Origin of the sequence: Desulfomonile tiedjei DSM 6799 (genome assembly GCF_000266945.1) — a bacterium.
GTDB lineage: Bacteria > Desulfobacterota > Desulfomonilia > Desulfomonilales > Desulfomonilaceae > Desulfomonile > Desulfomonile tiedjei.
Window position 1 is genome coordinate 3,730,300 of record NC_018025.1, and the last position, 17,443, is coordinate 3,747,742.

Genomic DNA, 17,443 nt, shown 5'->3' on the forward strand with positions numbered 1-17,443 from the left:
CCTCGAAAGGCGATCGCTTCCGAGTCATGCAGACTGAGTCGCCGCGTCTCCTGAATCCATCTTCTCAACCCTTACGGCACATACCTTGTATTCGGGTATCTTGCTGATCGGGTCCAGAGCAGGATTCGTGAGCACGTTCGCATTTGCCTCCATGAAATGAAAGCTCATAAACACGTTACCAGGTTTGATCAGGTCGGTTACCATCACTCTGGTGACCACTTCGCCCCTGCGAGAAATCAGCTTGGCCATGTCGTAGCTCTGGAGACCGAGTTTCGCTGCATCGTCCGGATGCACTTCCACATGGCCTTCAGGCATTTCTGCATGCAGAGTGGGTGAATTCCTCGTCATAGTCCCCGTGTGGTAATGAGGAAAGAACCTGCCCGTTGTAAGCTGTAGCGGGAATTCATCATCCCGGAGTTCCTCTGACGGCCGGTACTCTATTGCGTGGAACAGCCCCTTGCCCCGGGTAAATCGCTCTGTGTGCAGAATCGGAGTTCCCGGATGGTCGGGAGTCGGGCACGGCCACGGGATACCGCCCTTCTCCAACCTTTCGTAGCTCATTCCGCCGTAACTCGGTGCCACTTTGGCTATTTCATCGAATATCGCACTGGGTGAATCGTAGTTCATCGGCAATCCGAAACGTGTGGAGAGATCCTGGATAATATCCCAATCAGGCCGGGCATCGCCGAGCGGTTCGATCGCCTTACGCACTCGCAGCACGTTGCGTTCCGTATTGCTGAATGTTCCGTCCTTCTCTGCGAAGGAGACGCCGGGCAGCACAACATGCGCCAATTTCGCCGTATCTGTAAGGAATATGTCCATTACCAGCAGGAATTCCGCTGAATGAAGCGCATGCCGCACGTGATTCACATCAGGATCGCTCCCTACAGGGTTTTCGCCCATGATTACCAGTGCTTTCAGGGAACCGTCTTCCAGGCCGTTCATCATCTCCATGACTGTCTTGCCGACTTTGCCTGAAAGCTCCGCCTGCCATGCATCCTGGAACTTGGCTTTGACTGCCTCGTCGGTAACCGCTTGGTAAGCAGGATACACGTTTGGCAATCCGCCCATATCGCATGCACCCTGGACATTATTTTGCCCCCGCAGCGGATTGACCCCTGTGGAAGGCTTGCCGATGTGACCGGTTATCATCGCAAGATTCGCAAGGGACTTCACATTGTCCACACCATGCGTATGCTGGGTGATTCCCATCGCGTACAGAATGGAAGAACGCTTTGCTCCTGCGTACGTCTTGGCCATTGCCACGATGTCTTCAGCGGGAATACCGCATATCTCAGCGGCCCTTTCGGGAGGATAGTTTTTCACCACTTCCCGGAGCTGTTCGAATCCTTCGGTTCGCTCTTCTATGAACTGTTTGTCTTCCAGTCCTTCGGAAAGGATCACATGCATCATGCTGTTGATAAGTGCTACGTCGGTTCCGAGATTCTGTCTCACGTGAATATCTGCGACGGACGCGAGCTGAATGCTCCTGGGGTCTGCGATAATGAGCTTTGCACCCTTTGCTTTTGCTTTATAGACCCTGGATGCAATGAGAGGGTGCGCAACAGTGGTATTGGAACCGATCACGAACACGCAATCTGCATCTTCTATCTCAGGGATGGAATTCGTCATTGCTCCACTTCCGAAAGAGGCGGCAAGCCCTGCCACCGTGGAGCTGTGTCAGAGGCGGGCGCAATGATCTATATTGTTCGTACCGAATCCTACGCGGCAGAATTTCTGGAGCAGATAGTTTTCCTCATTCGTGCATTTGGCCGAGGTCAGGAATGCAACACTCTCTCCCCCGTGAGTATCCTTTATTTCCCGCAACCTGGCAGCGGCAAAATCCAGGGCTTCATCCCAGGATGCTTCTTCCAATTGTCCATTCTTGCGGATCATGGGTTTGGTAAGTCTTCTGGGGCTCTCCACGAACTCGTGGACATTCCACCCCTTGATACACAATTTACCTTGATTCATGGGATTGGTTTTTGACGGGAGCGTACTCGTCAGTTTCCCGTCCGTTACTTCCAGCAGCATTTCACAGCCGCATCCGCAGTAAGGACATGTTGTCCGGACGTATTTAAGATCCATAAGTTTCTCCTCGGGAGAAAGACGTCTTTATTCGGTCGCGTGTAGCACGAATATCCGTGGGGATTGCAGGACCGTTTCCTGAACCGGCTTTTCATTATTGATTGAATCACCGGAGAGGAGCCCTGTATCGGCGAATGTGCTTGTTGAACAAACCCGTCCGCCTTAATTCAAAATCCGTACAAATTTACCACCCCGAGCCCTTGGAATCAAGGGAACTCTAACAGGTTCATGCCCATAATCTTCAAAGAAATCACAGACCTGCTTATGTCATTTTTGACATAAGCGTACACTCCACGCGCATTCGGATTCTCATTGCGGATGGTTCTGATACCGATTCGCTTTTCTTTTTGTAATCTGGCAGGCTGGAGGTATCCTTCGCTCCGGACGACGCAAAGCCGTCTAATCACTCCGCTCAGAACACCTCAGCCTGCGCCATCTTATATGCATAATTGCGAAATGGTATGAGGATGCTTATGCGAAGGGTCCTGCAAATCATCTGATTTATGGTTGTTTGGAATTTCATAATCACTTAGCTTTTTCTTCCGACATCATGTGAGCGTTGATAATTTGGTCGAATACATGCGCCACGGACCGAAATCGTCAATTAATTATTAAAAAACCTTGATCATTAGGAACTTCTTTTTTATTGTATTGACAGTATATTTACAGGGAATAATCCCTGGATGTGCGATATGTCCTTCAAGACGCTGTTTTCACCTGGGACGCTAACAAGGCTGAAACAAATCTTCGCGAGCACTCTGTTTCGTTTGAGGAAGCCTGCGAAGTCTTTTTTGATCCCCTGTACGAAATGATTGAGGATGACAGTGTTGAAGGAGAACAACGTTGGGATTTCATAGGTTATTCGAAAGCCAATCGCGCTCTCTTTGTGGTTGGCGCAGAGCAGGAAGATGATGCCTGGCGCATTATCTCAGCTCGTGAACTCGAAAAAAAAGAGAGGCTTCGCTATGAAGAAAAAGATGATACCTAGTAAGGATCGACCGACTAGACCAATTACAATTCGGATGCCTGTAGACGTCTTGGAGGACCTGAAGCGTGTCGCTCCAACCAAGGATTTGCCGGGTTATCAATCTCTCATCAAATTCTACATCAGACAAGGATTGAGACTGGACCTGGAACGGCTCTGGGAATCCGAGGAAAGAACTAAGAAGCTGGAAGCTATTCTCACTGAATGTGGGCTGAAAGAAGAGCAGATGAGTAAAATCTGGGAAGCTCTTGGTAGCGAAAATCCGCGAAAGAAAACTGCTTAGAAGGTTTATTGCGGAATTCCCAATGTTAATGCGGTAACGCAACCCACTTATGAGCAAATCGTACTATAATGGAGTCTTGACTGAATCGAAAGCTCCAATTATTGAGCACGCAATAGCGGAGAGCAACCAATGAAATTCCTTGTTACCTTAGACCGGGACGAAGATGGAATGTGGATAACGGAATGTCCCTCGATTCCTGGATGTGTGAGCCAGGGAAAGACAAAGGACGAAGCCCTGGAAAATATCAAGGAGGCTATAAGCCTATGCCTTGAGGTCCGATCGGAAATGGGTCTACCCCTGACAGTCAATCACTGAACCGATCGATAAATATCCGGCAGAGGAAACAACTGATGAGTGAAAAGGAACTGCTGGAACGCATAACCGTCAACCCGAATATCTTTGGAGGGAAGCCCATAATTCGTGGTCGTCGACTGGCGGTAGAGCACATCTTGAGCATGCTTGCTGCGGGAGATACTATTGATACCATCCTCGAAGGCTACCCTTGGCTCGAACGCGAGGACGTTCTTGCTTGTCTCGTCTATGCCAGACCAGAAAATGCTTATCAGTGAATCTTAGGCTTACGGGCGGGCGTCTGACGGGAACAGTAAACGACCGATGCTGCGGGTGGCACTGACCCGATTTTCAGGTCAGTGCTGTTGTTCAGAAGGAGATTAACGCACCCGCACTCGGACACCCCCGGCATTCACACCTACTCCGCCTCGGGGTCCGACACCCACGCCGACACCGCCGACACGGACGCCTACGCCTCCCCGGGGTCCCACTACAACCCCGACACCGGGAGATCCGTAGCGATAGCCGCCATATCTGTAAGGATGATGGCGGCGATAATAAGGATACCCATATCCATACCGATACGAACGATAGTAAACAGGACGTGCTTCAGGATACACGTACGTCGCGGCAGGGACCGGAACAACCGTCTCTCGGACTATGGTCCTTCGAGGTGCAGGAGCAGTCGCTATTACGAAAGGCGTTTGTATCTGGTCCGCAGAGACCCAACCCTTTACCGGTCCTTCTATTTCAGCCCAGTTACTGTTGCTCCAGAACCCTGACAGCCTGAGGCGTTCTCCCATACGTGCGCATCCTGCTACGTCAAAATGCGTGCCTGGACCTGACCTCACTCTGAGGCACATCTCCGGCCTGTCCACAGATACAACTGTTGCAATCCCGCGAACCGGCTGGAGCGAGTCAATGGGGATCCAGCCTCCGTTCATGGGACTTTTCAGCATGACCCAGCCGTTTTCGAAACGGGGAAAATTGGTGACCCTCGTTCCTACTGCCAGAGTTCCGATAATGCCTGCATCAGGATTAGGGGAACTCCGAACGATGAGACCGCCTCTGCTGTCGCCCGCAACAACCGTCCCGGTGATGGGGCCGACGATCTCTTCCGGAAAAGCAGAAGCCGAACTCACACCTGACCAGATGCCGGTTATACAGACCATAGCGGCTAACAGTGCAAGTCGCGGATATATGGATTTCATCTTGTGCCTCCAAGTTCATACAAACTCATATGGTACTGGGACGGACTGAACCACGTGCGGATGTTGGATAATAATATCGGAAAAGAGCCATCTTTCTGACACCTTTTTTCGCATTCGAAGATGCTCTCGCGACCGGAATGAAAAATCACGGGAATACGACGTGTGGTGAAAGAATGTACTCTGGTGTCCGGCCGATGCCCTAAATTAATTCAAAAAATGGCTTTCTTTTGATAGAATGCCTTTGACCGAGTTTAGTTTTCCAAGGACCAGATATCGAAAGTCTTTATTGGATCGACCTGTTTCGCAAATCTCCTGACAAAAATTTGGTTTCTGGGGAGACTCGTGAGACAGTTAGTGCTACAGAAAAAGAATACACTGCTCAGTATACAGTGGGTTTTCGGAATTCTGGGATCTTGTCATTTATATAGTTGACACAGATCCCGTTGCCGCATAGGGCACGGGGGACAGAAGGTACACTGCGTTGAACTGAGTCAACGAGTTGACTCTTCCAAAGCACCTCATATCACATCTGTTTTTGACAAGAGGATGATTGCCGAATCATGCGATTTCAGAAATCATGTGGAGTTACTCTGCTCTGCTCGTTCATTCCGGTTTTCAGATCCGACTTCTATAAACCACAGTGTTTGGGAGCTGATTTTTGAATCACCGGAAGTCTACAATCTCAAAGGAGAAGGCCGACTTTATGGCAATTCTGATTGGTAATCGTGAAGTACACCGGAGTGTGGTTCTCATCGTTGCTACGTTTCTGGTCCTGTATTTGACAAGCACATATGATTATCTACTTTTCCATAGTCTGGCAGAGATCTTCAGCATCTTAATCGGCTGCGGCATTTTTCTGATCGCATATAATGTTCGGCAATTCTTGAGGAATAATTATTTCCTCTTCATTGGTGTAGCTTATTTCTTTGTAGCTGGTTTGGATCTGGTCCATATGTTTGCCTATAAGGGTATGGGGATCTTCTCGAGTCATGATGCCAACTTACCCACTCAGCTATGGATCGCTGCTCGTTACCTGCAGAGCATTTCGCTTCTCGTTGCTCCGCTATTTATTGGACGAAAGCCTGGAGTCTTTGTCCTTATAGCGATCTTTTCGGCAATATTCTCGTTTCTGCTTCTATCGATCTTTTATCTAAGGATTTTTCCCGCATGCTATGTAGAAGGCAGCGGGCTGACTACGTTCAAGATAGTCAGCGAATATACCATCTGTCTGATTCTCTCAGGTGCGTTAATCTTTGTCCTTGCACGCAAGGAAGAGTTTGACGCTCAGGTTCTTCGGCTGATTATCGGGTCCATCGTTGTCACCATCTTCTCCGAATTGAGCTTCACGCTGTATATCAGTGTCTACGGGTTTGCCAATTTTCTGGGGCATTTTCTCAAAATCGTCGCTTTCTATCTCCTGTATAGGGCACTCATCGAGATAGGTCTCAGGATGCCCTATAGACTGCTGTTCAGGGAGTTGGCGAGTGAGAAGGAAGCTTTACGGAAGTCAGAGGCAGAGTACCGAAATCTGGTGGACAATCTCAATGATATAATCTTCAAAATCGATGCCGAGGGGAAACTCACATACGTCAGCAAGCCGGTAACCTCTGTATTGGGATACGAACCTCAGGAATTGGTAAATCGATATTTCGCGTCCTTCATTCATCCTGAGGACGCGACCCGGTTCTCCGAAGGCATTCAGCATTGCCTTGAAGAAAGAATCTATCAAAACGAATTCCGGATTTGTACCAAGCAGGGCGAGTACCGTCGGGTCACAACTTCCAGCAGGGCAACTATGGAACACGGCAAGGCCGTGGGCGTCCAAGGAATTGTCACAGATATCACCGACATAACCGAGCGAAAACGGGCTGAAGAAGAACTCAAGCAAAGCGAAGCTCGTTTGGTAAGGTCCCAGGCAATAGCACATCTTGGAAGCTGGGAGCTCGATCTTGTCAATGACATTCTCACCTGGTCCGATGAAGTCTACAGGATTTTCGGCTTACAGCCGCAGGAATTCAAAGCAACGTATGGCGCCTTTCTCGAGGCTGTACATCCGGACGACCGTGCCGCGGTCGATGAAGCCTATTCGAGTTCATTGCGCGAGGAGCGAGACACGTACGAGATCGTGCACAGAGTGATCAGAAGATCGAACAGTGAAGTTCGTACCGTTCACGAAAGATGCGATCACATTCGGGACAAATCAGGCCGGATCGTTCGTTCGATAGGAATGGTGCACGATATAACCGAGCGTAAGAAAGCTGAGGACAAGCTCCGTGAAAGCGAAGAACGCAATCGTTTTCTCGCCGGTGTTGTGGAGTCTGCATTGCAGCCTTTTGCGGTGGGTCATGTGGACGGCACCATTAGCACTTTTAATAAGGCGTACTGCGATCTGGTCGGCTATACGGAAGCAGAGCTGCGGCATATGGACTGGTTTCAGAATCTCACACCGCCGGAATACCGTGACTTCGAATCAGCAAAGCTTGCTGAACTCAGGGCCACTAAAACGCCAGTGCGGTACGAAAAGGAGTACATCCGCAAAGATGGAACCCGAGTTCCCGTCGAATTGCTCGTACACCTCACCACGAATAGCAAGGGAGAGCCTGTATTTTATTCCTTCATAACCGATCTTACCGATCACAAGAGAGTCGAAGCCGCAATACGAGCGCTGAATCAGGAGCTTGAACAAAGAGTCCTAGAGCGCACAGCGGAATTGGCGGATTCGAATGAAAAGCTCAAGGCCGAGGTGGAAGAAAGAAGGCAGGCGGAACAGAAATTTCGTTCGATTTTCGAGAACAGCCTTGATGGTCTGTTGTTCCTCTCTCCTTCGGATGGGAGTATATTATTGGCCAATTCTGCAGCATGCGCCCTGTTCGGATACTCGGAACCCGACCTGCTCAAGCTTAGCCGAGATAGTATTTTTGCTCCGGAATTGGATGGTTTCGAGCGAGAAAAGCAGTCCAGGAGTTTCCGAGGAGAGTTGAACTGTATGCGCAGAGACGGCACTACATTTCCGGCAGAAATATCCTCTGCCATCTTTCACGATGCTGCCGGAGAAGAGCGATCGTGTGTCGTTATACGAGATATTACCCAACGAAAAAAGTCTGAAGAAGCGCTTCTCAAGTGGGGCCAGGTGTTCGAGCATGCACAATGGGGCATCGTGGTGAGCAGTGACGACAAGAAATCTCTGGCCTTTATGAATCCGGAATTTGCCAAGATGCACGGTTACACTCTGGAGGAATTGACAGGCCGTCCCATTCTGGATGTATTCGCTCCCGACGAACGGTCAGGCCTTGCCGATCACATCGCTATTGCGAATGAAAAAGGCCATCATATCTGGGAATCCAAACATATTCGGAAGAACGGGACCGTCTTCCCGGTCCTTATCGATGCAACGGCAGTAAAAGACGAAACCGGCGAAGTCCTGTATCGCGTCGTCAACGTCCAGGACATAACAGAGCGTAAGCATGCAGAAAATATGCTTAGACGCACACTTGACGACCTAAGCAGGTCGAACGCAGATCTTCAGCAATTTGCGTACGTAGCATCTCACGATTTACAGGAGCCCCTTCGTAATGTGGCCACATGTCTGCAGATGTTGGAGAAGAAATATAAGCACCAATTAGGTGAAGATGCAGACCGGTACATCCGTTTTGCCGTGGATGGCGCAGTTCGCATGAAAGCGCTCATTCAAGACCTCTTGACGTATTCCCGTGTTGCCACTGGCGAAAAAATTTCAGAGCACATAGAGTGTGGACAAATATTAGATCAAACACTGGAAAATCTGCGATCAACCATCATCGAGACAAGCGCGGAGATAACTCACGATCCGCTCCCGACAATTGCTGCAGATCCCACGCAATTGTTGCAGGTTTTTCAGAATCTTATCGCAAACGCCATGAAATTTCGCGGTGGGAAACGGCCCCACATTCATGTTTCGGCAGAGAGAAATGCTCACGGATGGGTTTTTTCCATTCGAGACAACGGTATTGGCATCGCCTCTCGTCACGTGGACAGAATCTTCGTAATTTTTCAGCGGCTGAACAAGAGATCCGAATATGACGGCACGGGAATGGGACTTGCCATTGTAAAGAAGATTATAGAACGACACGGCGGTAAAGTCTGGGTGGAGTCTGAGGTTGGTGAAGGATCGACCTTTTACTTTACGATACCCCATAGCACAAGAGCAGAACGCGCCCAAAAGTTTAGATAGAAAGCTGTCGGGAACCTAATACATAATGACTGATTCTGACATACGGAAGAAAGCTGAGAAAAGAGTAGCCTCGAAGAACCAGGATGTCACTATCCGGCCGTTCTCTGAGAGGCGTCTTGAAGAGCTCATCCATGACTTACAAACCCATCAGATCGAGCTGGAGATGCAAAACGAAGAATTACGGAGAGCACAGCTCGAACTGATAGAGATACAGGAAAATTACGATCTTCTCTACAATTCTGCGCCCGTGGGTTATTTCACGCTGGATACCAAAGGGATGATTATCCAAGTGAACACCACCGCATCCAAGATGCTCGGTAAGATGCACCTGGAAAAAATACCTTTTTTCATATTTGTCATTCCAGAGGATCGAGGAAAATTCCGGGATTACTTCAGTCAACTCCTGAAGACAGGCCTCAAAGAGGCCTGCGACATGAGACTCAAAGGAATGGGCGGAGAGTTGTCGGTCTGGCTTGACGGCATAGCAATTAAAGATTCCAAGGGGAAAATAGCTCGTGTACAGCTCATTGTTTCCAACAGAACAGCAATCAAATTGGCCGAAAAATCGGCTCGCAGCTTTCAGATCAAATATAGGGCCCTGTACGAAGACTCCGCAGACGGAATTCTCTTATTCGATAATGCAGGAATTATTCTCGACTGCAACAAGGCAAGCCTGGATCTGTTCGGGTACCCGTTGGAAGAAATCAGAGGGAGACGGTTGGCAGACCTGGTACATCCCGAAGACCGAAAGCAAGTATCGCAGGAACTCCTGGGTCTCCTCAGAGGGCACCTGTCCCGGCTTAATTGCCGCATGCGTAAAAGGGACGGAACCTACAGAGCAGTGGAGGTTACAGGAAGGCATATAGAAGAGAACCTGAACCAGACCCTGTATCGAGACATTACCGAACGCCTGTTGGCGGATGAGAGGTTGCGGAAAAATGAAGAGCTGTATCGGCAGATGTTCCATGGCAGTCAGGCCGCCAAGTTGCTTATCGATCCTGAAAGTAGCGACATAATAGACGCGAATGAGGCTGCCGTGAAATTTTACGGGTACGAACTCGATCGTCTGAAGAAAATGAAAATATCCGATATCAATGAGTTGTCGCCTTCGGAAATAACTGCAGAAATGGAAAAGGCACGATCTGAGACGCAGAATTTCTTCCGGTTTAAGCACAGACTGGCTTCCGGAGAAATTCGCGATGTGGAGGTGTACTCGAGTACCTTGGAGGTTCGGGGTCGCTCGTTGTTGGCTTCGATTATTCACGATGTCACGGACCGGCTCAGGGCCGAAACAAATTTGATGCGCTCAAACCAGGATCTCGAGCAATTTGCATATGTAACTTCACACGATCTTCAAGAGCCATTGCGAACGATAACAACTGCTCTACAAATGTTCGAGAGAAAGCACAAAGGCCAGTTTGACCAGATTTCCGACGAGTTGATCCAGTTTGCCGTCGATGCTGCAAGAAAGATGAAAGCTCTCATTCAGGATCTGTTGGCATATTCCCGTCTCAATACTCGCGGACATCCTTTTGAGCGGGTGGATCTGAAAGAGGTCGTAAATCGGTCCACTGACAATCTGAGAAGCCTTATAGAAGAAAAAGGCACCCTGGTTACTGTGGATGAGATGCCCACAGTATGGGGCGATCCCAGTCAACTGGTACAACTTTTTCAAAATTTGATCGGGAATGCCGTGAAATTCGGCCCCGAAGTTTCGCCCGAGGTCCATGTTTCCGTTGAATCAAACGGCAATGAATGGGTTTTCTCAATAAGAGACAATGGGGTGGGAATTCAGGAGGCCCATTTCGATCGTATTTTTGTGATTTTTCAGCAATTGGACAAGAAAAATCCTTTTGAAGGCACAGGTATAGGATTGGCAATCGTCAAGAAAATCGTCGAACGCCATCACGGACGAATCTGGGTGGAATCTGAAATCGGAATAGGCTCCACGTTTATTTTTACACTGCCGACTGGTACCGAATCATGATCAACACAGACAAACCCTTAAATATTCTGCTCGTCGAAGACAATCCTATGGATGTGTTGATGACGAAAGAAGCGCTGCAAAATTGGACAATAGAATATCGTCTGCACGTGGTTGAAAATGGGGAAGATGCTCTCGACTTTGTATATGCGCGAGGAGATTACGCAGGGATGGAGCAACCTGATATGATCCTCTTGGATTTAAATCTTCCGAAGCTGAGCGGAAAAGAGATTCTGTCCCAAATGCAACAGGATCCGGATCTTTCCAATATCCCCGTTGTCGTGGTTACTACTGCAGATGCATCAAGCGATTTTCAGATGTGTCTCAATCTTGGCGCCAAGCTTTTTATTACGAAACCGATCGATTTTGAAGAATATGTGCAAGCAATTAGCACGATACAGGATTTGTGGCTTGCTCCAACGTCAAAGGATTCCATCTGAAGGCAAAAAATGGATTCGTGTAAGTGCGCACCGCCATTCCATATGTTTCCTGGTAAGTTCGTACTGAGAAATCGATCGTTACTTGCGAACGAAAGGTTCTTTACTGTATGATTTTTGTAGGGGTCGTTTCCAGGTGCACCCATCCGACAACATTATGTAGTCTGCAGATAGATGAGTAGAGAAGTATTCTCTGCAGAGTTTAAATTCAGACGAAGTACGCCCGACACCTGAATGTATGAGGGGTTAAGGCCAGGCATGCCTCGGGAGGACGCTCATGGCTCAGGATGTGGAAGAGATCATCAAGATCGACGATTTCTTGGATTATTGGGAACCGGAGCTTGATTTCGACAAGACTCAGGCAGTCGATGAACTGAACAATGCTCTGCTTGAAGCGTCGCTGGATGGAGACACAGAGGTAGTGGAGTTACTTCTAGCATCAGGGGCCGAAATCCATCACGCCAACGAAACCGGTGACACTGCGGCAATTCTGGCTGCTTTTGAGGGCAACACTTCGGTCCTGGAACGGCTCCTGGATAAAGGGGCCCGCATTGACGCCAAGAATGGGTATGCAAATACTGCACTCCTCAGGTCCGCTTACAAAGGACACCTGCCCACAGTGACTATGCTCCTTGACCGGGGAGCGGACATTTCCAGTCGCAATACCTACGGAAATACAGCCCTGATAGAGGCGGCCATCGGCGGTCACGCAGAGGTTGTAAAACATCTCCTGGACCGCGGCTCGAGAATTGATGAGAAAGATTTTCGAGGCAGTACTGCTCTCGTTGCAGCAGCAGGTTGCGGCAGTACGGAAGTCACCAGAGTGCTGCTGACCCGAGGAGCTGATGAAAACGCGCGGAACAGGTCCGGGAACAGCCCACTCACGGTAGCTGCAAGAGGCGGTTACAAGAAGATCGTCGAGCTGCTTCTGGATTCGGGTGCAGAAATAGAAGCGCGTGACAGCCGCGGCAATACGGCACTCATGGTGGCGGCGCGTTCGGGGTACCGGGATACTGTGGAATGTCTCATTGCTGCCGGAGCGGACGTGAACGCGAGAGACTCTTTCGGGGGGTCGCCGCTCGTTCGAGCCGCCAGTAAGGGGAATGCGGACGTGGTGCGTGTTCTCCTCAAAGCAGGAGCCAATATAAATACTGTGGACACCACCACCGGATCGACTGCGTTGATAAAAGCATGCAAGAAGGGTGATGTACCGACTGCGAGGGTCCTTCTCGAGCGCGGTGCCGATCTCGACTTACCGGATAGGCAAGGGAATACAGCCCTCATGGTGGCAGTGTACCGCGACCATTATGAAATCGCGCGACTCCTGATTGCTCTGGGTGCAGATCCGGGACGTAAGAACAAAGCCGGGAACGCTGCAAGGTCTTTCGCTCGATCCGGCAAGATGAGAGAAATTCTCGATCAGGCTGTGGAACGAATGTATTAATAAGAACTACGATTATGAGTAACTGCCAAAATTAGTGTCCGATTGAAGATAAGAGTATTGGTGCCGGGCCTCCGTAGACTGTCTCAAAAGTCCGAAAGCGCCAATACAAGATACTGGTGGGGTCCGGCGTCCCGAGGCTGTCTCAAAAGTCGAAATTTATCCCAGATCGTGGCACGAAATTTTCATCATCTTCACGGCCTGATTGTAGGGGCGTCCCTCGTGGGTGCCCGGTAGTGACCGGCCTCCGTGCCGGTCATTGCAGGAGGGCAGGCACGAGACCTGCCCCTACAAGGATGATGAATCGTGGCACGATTTTTTGTGGATTCATGATTTTGAGACACTTTCTCCCGCCGGTCTATTCTATCGATATTATTTATCATATTGAAGATGTGCCGGCACGGAGGCCGGCACCCACCAATGCAGCGATTCCGCGTTTCGCGGGACAATCGGCCCGATCGCGGGCACAGACTCGCCATCGGGGGATCTGATGCCATTTTGCATTCAAGATACTAACTGCACTGACCTGGCTCCGCAGGTCAGTGGCACCCCTGTACCAGGCCTAGTGTCAATCTTGGGTGCCACGGACCTGCCCTGTAGGTCCGTGTTGCCGCCTCAATGAGAACTATCTTGACTGCAAGACCGTATTAACCCTTCTGGTCTGGAGATTGCCATCGCTCGCAATGACAAGTGTGAGGTTTGCTCGATGCTATGAAACGCAATTGAATCGAACTTGTAACGGATAAAAGGTCACGATATCAAGAGCTTTTCAATTGCGCATCGAGCAGCCCCGAGCATTGCGGCTTTATCGTTCAAAACCACGTACACGGGAATCCCGAGCAGAATACCGGCGAACCTTCCCTTATCCGTGAAAGATTTCATAAAGCCGCCATTTTCGAGTTGAGGCAAGAGATCCGGAAGAATGCCCCCGCCAAGGTACATGCCGCCCGTAGTCATCCCTGTGAGGGCCAGATTGCCGGCTGCCGCAGCAACAATGGAAATGAACATTTCCAGAGCTTCCCTGCACACGGGCTCTCCTTCTACCATGGCCGCCGAAGAGACGGCTCTGGGCGCTTCCATCAACTTGAAGCGTTCCGTCAGCCATTGTGGTTCTTCATGGTTTTTGGTTTCTACCAGCCACCGATATATCGTGAACAGTCCCGGCCCCGAAGCCAGTCGTTCAACGCTGACGTGATCGTGAGATCGTCTCAAATATTTCCACAGTTCAACCTGCTGTTCATTTAGCGGTGCAAAATCCACGTGACCGCCTTCGGAAGGCAATGGGATCAAAGTCCCGTTTGACGGCACCAGCAAAGAGATACCCAGGCCGGTTCCCGGCGCGACCAATCCCACAGTCCCGCCCTTTTGAGCAGGTACCAGATTGACGGGATATAATTCTTCGTCTTTCAGCAGCGGAATCGCGTATCCGGTGGCCACAAGATCATTGATCAAGGTAACTGAAGAAAAATTGAAGAATTGCTCGATTTCCTTGTCCACAACTTTCCACGGCAGGTTGGTGACTCTCGCAGTCCCTCGAATTATCGGGCCGGCTATCCCGAAACAGGCAGATGCTATGGGATAGGAATGGGTAACGAGAAAATCGGCGATCAATTCGTTGAGGCCAAGGACCCCACTATTCAGATAAGACTCCGACACAAGCACTCGGGGGCGTTCTTCACCGATTTCAAAGACTCCCAAATTGGTCTTGGTACCACCAATATCTCCCGCAAGCACAATTTCACGTTCTTCAGCCTGCTTCATTGTCACCTCGACGATTCCATGCTCGGCTCACGCGTGCGCAGTGATTCTATATACATATTTGACCCATTGGGAACCATAATGGTCCTGTGCGACTACCCTAAGAGGAAATCCGTGTTTCTTGGGCAATAGCACCCCGTTCACTTTGTATGCCAGAAAGACTTTCTCCTGCACTATGTCAGGCCAGTTGAATCTTTCCACTTTTTCATAATTACCTTCAGGTCCGCGTATCGTCAGGTATTCAGTGCCGCCCTTCACTTCTGCCTGTTTCAATAATTCATTCAGAGAAAAACCAGTCCATATTCCATGATTGACGAAAAACCCCGGGCACACCAGGAGCACTGCTTTTTCCAGGGGAGGCAGCTTGAGGACGTCCTCGAATTGAAGGCTGAGGGGTTTGCCGACATTCCCATCCACAATGAGCTGCCAGGATTTCAGTTCGGCTTCATAGCTATCCAATCCCATGACTCCGAAATCCTCGAGTTTCGTGATCTCCAGGCTTGAAGCATCTACTTCGGCAGGGTTCACGTTTACCAGATCTTTCCGATCGGTCCCCCTGGGAATCGGTTTTCGAGTCACCTGTGCCCACACGAAATCAACCGCACCGATTGTTATTGCACTCAGTACTTGCAGCAGGAATCCGCGGCGTCCGAACATGGATTACACCAATGTGCTTTCATAGAGGGAATATTGAGAAACCTGCTATTCGCCGGTCCCGGCAAATATCTCCTTCGCTACGAACGGCACCGTCTGCTTCGCTTCGGAGACATGCCGGGACTGGATTTGCTCCCGCCGGTGGCGGGATTACTTCTTAGAACGCACAGCGGCATTACACCTCTTGTTGTGAGTCCCAGCACCATCACATTTTCATCTTCTGGACCACCTTAGCCACACGGTGAACAGCTTCTTGAGCAATGGCGTCAGGCGCGTTCTGTTGTACGCGTCTCCAACCTGTTTTATGGCCTCTGCATGGGTCGGATAGGGATGAATCACCGAGGACAGTGTCTTCAGACCAACACCCGCAACCATTGCAGTTGTGATTTCGCTGATCATGTCTCCAGCCCGGGAACCCACGATGGTTGCGCCAAGAATTTTATCCGAGCCTTTCTTCACGTGAACCTTTACGAATCCCTCATGGTCACCGTCCAACAGGGCTCTGTCCACGTCACCGAAGGAGCGAAGGAACGTTTCCACGGGAATCCCTTTTTCAGCGGCATCTCGTTCGTACATTCCCACATGTGCGATTTCCGGATCTGTGTACGTACACCAGGGAACCGTCAGAGCGCTCAATTTCCTGAAACCTGCAAACAGGGCGTTTTGAATGACTATTCTTGCCGCAGCGTCTGCCATATGCGTGAATTTGTATTTCATGCACACATCGCCCGCTGCATAGATTCTCGGATTTGACGTAGTCAGCCGGTCGTCTACGATGACTCCGGATTTGTCGTACCGAACTCCTGCCGCGGAGAGATTCAAGTCCTCGACATTGGGGATCCGGCCTGCGCCAACAAGTATTTCATCTACGGACAACGAATCCGGCCCATCTGCAGTCTCGAAGTAGATTGTCTTTTTGCCGTTTTCACCTTCGACGCGGATGAGTCTTGCATTGAGGATCAGGCGAATGCCTTCTTTGAGGAATTGCTGCTGCACGATTTCCGCTGCATCCGGATCTTCCCTGTCCAGGATGTGAGCATTCTTGTGAAGAACAAAAACCTCGCAGCCCAGCCGGGCAAAGGCCTGCGAAAGCTCGCATCCGATGGGACCTCCACCTATGACCGCCAGCCGGTCAGGCTTTGCTGTCAACGAGAACACGGTTTCATTCGTCAAGTAACCTGCTTCGGCGAGTCCCGGAATGCCGGGATCTGCAGGTCGCGCGCCTGCGGCGATAACTGCTTTCGAGAATCGGAGGGTTTCGCCTTCCACGTCCAGGCTGTCTGTGCCCGTGAAACGAGCACTGCCGAGAAACACATCCACACCGAGATCCCTGAATCGCCACACTGAGTCATTGCGACTGATTCTTGCACGAATGGCCCGCATTCTTTCCATTACCGTCGGAAAGTCGGCGTTCGAAGTATCAGAGACTTCTATGCCGTACGACGACGCTTCTGCAAGCGCATGAGATATCCGAGATGATGCGATGATTCCCTTTGAGGGCACACATCCGAAATTCAGACAATCGCCCCCCATGAAAAGTCTTTCTACGAGAGCGACTTTAGCCCCCAGACCTGCCGCGCCTGCCGCGGTAACGAGCCCTGCAGTTCCCGCTCCGATCACCACGAGATTGTACCGCCCTGTGGGCTCGGGGTTTACCCACTCCCGGGGATGCACATTTTTCATGAGCTCCTGGTTGTGGTCGTCATCGGGAGTAAGATAAACACCAGGCATCTGGACATTCCGTTCGTTCTGTTCAATTCGCATGCGGAGAAATAGCCCTTTCTCTGAAGAGTACCACCTTCTCCATTGGACAGGCGATCCGCAAAAAAAGATTGTTCCTGCAAAGACAAATTTGGAGACAGCATCGTTGATCTCATTACGAGCCAGACGAAGTTGTTCCTCAGGTGCGTTTGCCGGAGATTTGTCTCGTGAGGCGCGGAAACGCTCGCTCTTCATTTTGTAGCGAATGTAGTGTCCGGTTGAAGATTAAGGATATTGGTAGGTGCCGTGCCTCCGTGCCGGCACATATTCAATATAATCAATGACATCTATAGAATGGACCGGCAGGGACGCCGGTCCCTACTAGTATCATGGTTTGGAG

At 50.1% G+C, this 17,443-nt stretch carries 13 protein-coding genes; 8 read left to right on the forward strand and 5 right to left on the reverse strand.

The window, feature by feature from the left end:
- Positions 1-24: 24 nt before the first annotated feature.
- Positions 25-2,088 carry a formate dehydrogenase H subunit alpha, selenocysteine-containing gene (locus DESTI_RS15820; protein ID WP_014810975.1) on the reverse strand — a complete coding sequence of 688 codons (2,064 nt, stop codon included), beginning with the start codon at positions 2,086-2,088 and terminating at the stop codon, positions 25-27.
- 685 nt (positions 2,089-2,773) lie between these two features.
- Here DESTI_RS15820 and DESTI_RS15835 point away from each other — a divergent pair.
- The 4 genes from DESTI_RS15835 to DESTI_RS15850 all read left to right on the forward strand — a co-directional run bounded on the left by DESTI_RS15835 (position 2,774) and on the right by DESTI_RS15850 (position 3,925).
- Positions 2,774-3,076 (forward strand): BrnT family toxin, encoded by a 303-nt coding sequence (locus DESTI_RS15835; RefSeq protein ID WP_014810976.1) that lies wholly within the window; start codon positions 2,774-2,776, stop codon positions 3,074-3,076.
- On the forward strand, positions 3,054-3,356 hold the full coding sequence (locus DESTI_RS15840; protein WP_014810977.1) for a hypothetical protein: 303 nt from the start codon (positions 3,054-3,056) through the stop codon (positions 3,354-3,356). Before DESTI_RS15835 ends, DESTI_RS15840 begins: the two co-directional genes overlap by 23 nt.
- Positions 3,357-3,485: 129 nt before the next feature.
- Positions 3,486-3,671: a type II toxin-antitoxin system HicB family antitoxin gene (locus DESTI_RS15845; RefSeq protein WP_014810978.1), complete on the forward strand. Its 186-nt coding sequence runs from the start codon at positions 3,486-3,488 to the stop codon at positions 3,669-3,671.
- 35 nt (positions 3,672-3,706) lie between these two features.
- Positions 3,707-3,925, forward strand: a complete 219-nt coding sequence (locus tag DESTI_RS15850) for a DUF433 domain-containing protein (protein WP_014810979.1) — start codon at positions 3,707-3,709, stop codon at positions 3,923-3,925.
- A 102-nt stretch (positions 3,926-4,027) separates the two neighbouring features.
- Here DESTI_RS15850 and DESTI_RS15855 read toward each other — a convergent pair whose 3' ends face one another.
- On the reverse strand, positions 4,028-4,858 hold the full coding sequence (locus DESTI_RS15855; protein ID WP_014810980.1) for an SH3 domain-containing protein: 831 nt from the start codon (positions 4,856-4,858) through the stop codon (positions 4,028-4,030).
- Between the two features lie 703 nt (positions 4,859-5,561).
- Between DESTI_RS15855 and DESTI_RS28985 the strand changes: the two genes are divergently transcribed.
- The 4 genes from DESTI_RS28985 (at position 5,562) to DESTI_RS15875 (ending at position 12,933) form a co-directional block, all read left to right on the forward strand.
- Positions 5,562-9,068 (forward strand): PAS domain S-box protein, encoded by a 3,507-nt coding sequence (locus DESTI_RS28985; protein ID WP_014810981.1) that lies wholly within the window; start codon positions 5,562-5,564, stop codon positions 9,066-9,068.
- A gap of 25 nt (positions 9,069-9,093) precedes the next feature.
- Positions 9,094-11,055 carry a PAS domain-containing sensor histidine kinase gene (locus tag DESTI_RS28990; protein WP_014810982.1) on the forward strand — a complete coding sequence of 654 codons (1,962 nt, stop codon included), beginning with the start codon at positions 9,094-9,096 and terminating at the stop codon, positions 11,053-11,055.
- Positions 11,052-11,492, forward strand: a complete 441-nt coding sequence (locus tag DESTI_RS15870; protein WP_014810983.1) for a response regulator — start codon at positions 11,052-11,054, stop codon at positions 11,490-11,492. The genes DESTI_RS28990 and DESTI_RS15870 overlap by 4 nt, the downstream gene beginning before the upstream one ends.
- Positions 11,493-11,766: 274 nt before the next feature.
- Entirely contained in the window at positions 11,767-12,933 is a 1,167-nt protein-coding gene (locus tag DESTI_RS15875; RefSeq protein ID WP_014810984.1) for an ankyrin repeat domain-containing protein, read from the forward strand.
- Positions 12,934-13,680: 747 nt separating this feature from the next.
- On the opposite strand, the gene glk is transcribed toward DESTI_RS15875, so the two are convergent.
- From glk to DESTI_RS15895, 3 genes are all read right to left on the reverse strand, one after another.
- Complete coding sequence (glk, locus tag DESTI_RS15885) at positions 13,681-14,691, reverse strand: glucokinase (RefSeq protein WP_014810985.1); 1,011 nt, start codon at positions 14,689-14,691, stop codon at positions 13,681-13,683.
- Between the two features lie 27 nt (positions 14,692-14,718).
- The gene (locus DESTI_RS15890) at positions 14,719-15,345 is read right to left on the reverse strand and encodes a molybdopterin-dependent oxidoreductase (RefSeq protein ID WP_014810986.1); all 627 of its coding nucleotides are present in this window, start codon (positions 15,343-15,345) and stop codon (positions 14,719-14,721) included.
- A gap of 210 nt (positions 15,346-15,555) precedes the next feature.
- Positions 15,556-17,073 carry a mercuric reductase gene (locus tag DESTI_RS15895; protein ID WP_211213685.1) on the reverse strand — a complete coding sequence of 506 codons (1,518 nt, stop codon included), beginning with the start codon at positions 17,071-17,073 and terminating at the stop codon, positions 15,556-15,558.
- Positions 17,074-17,443 lie beyond the last annotated feature (370 nt).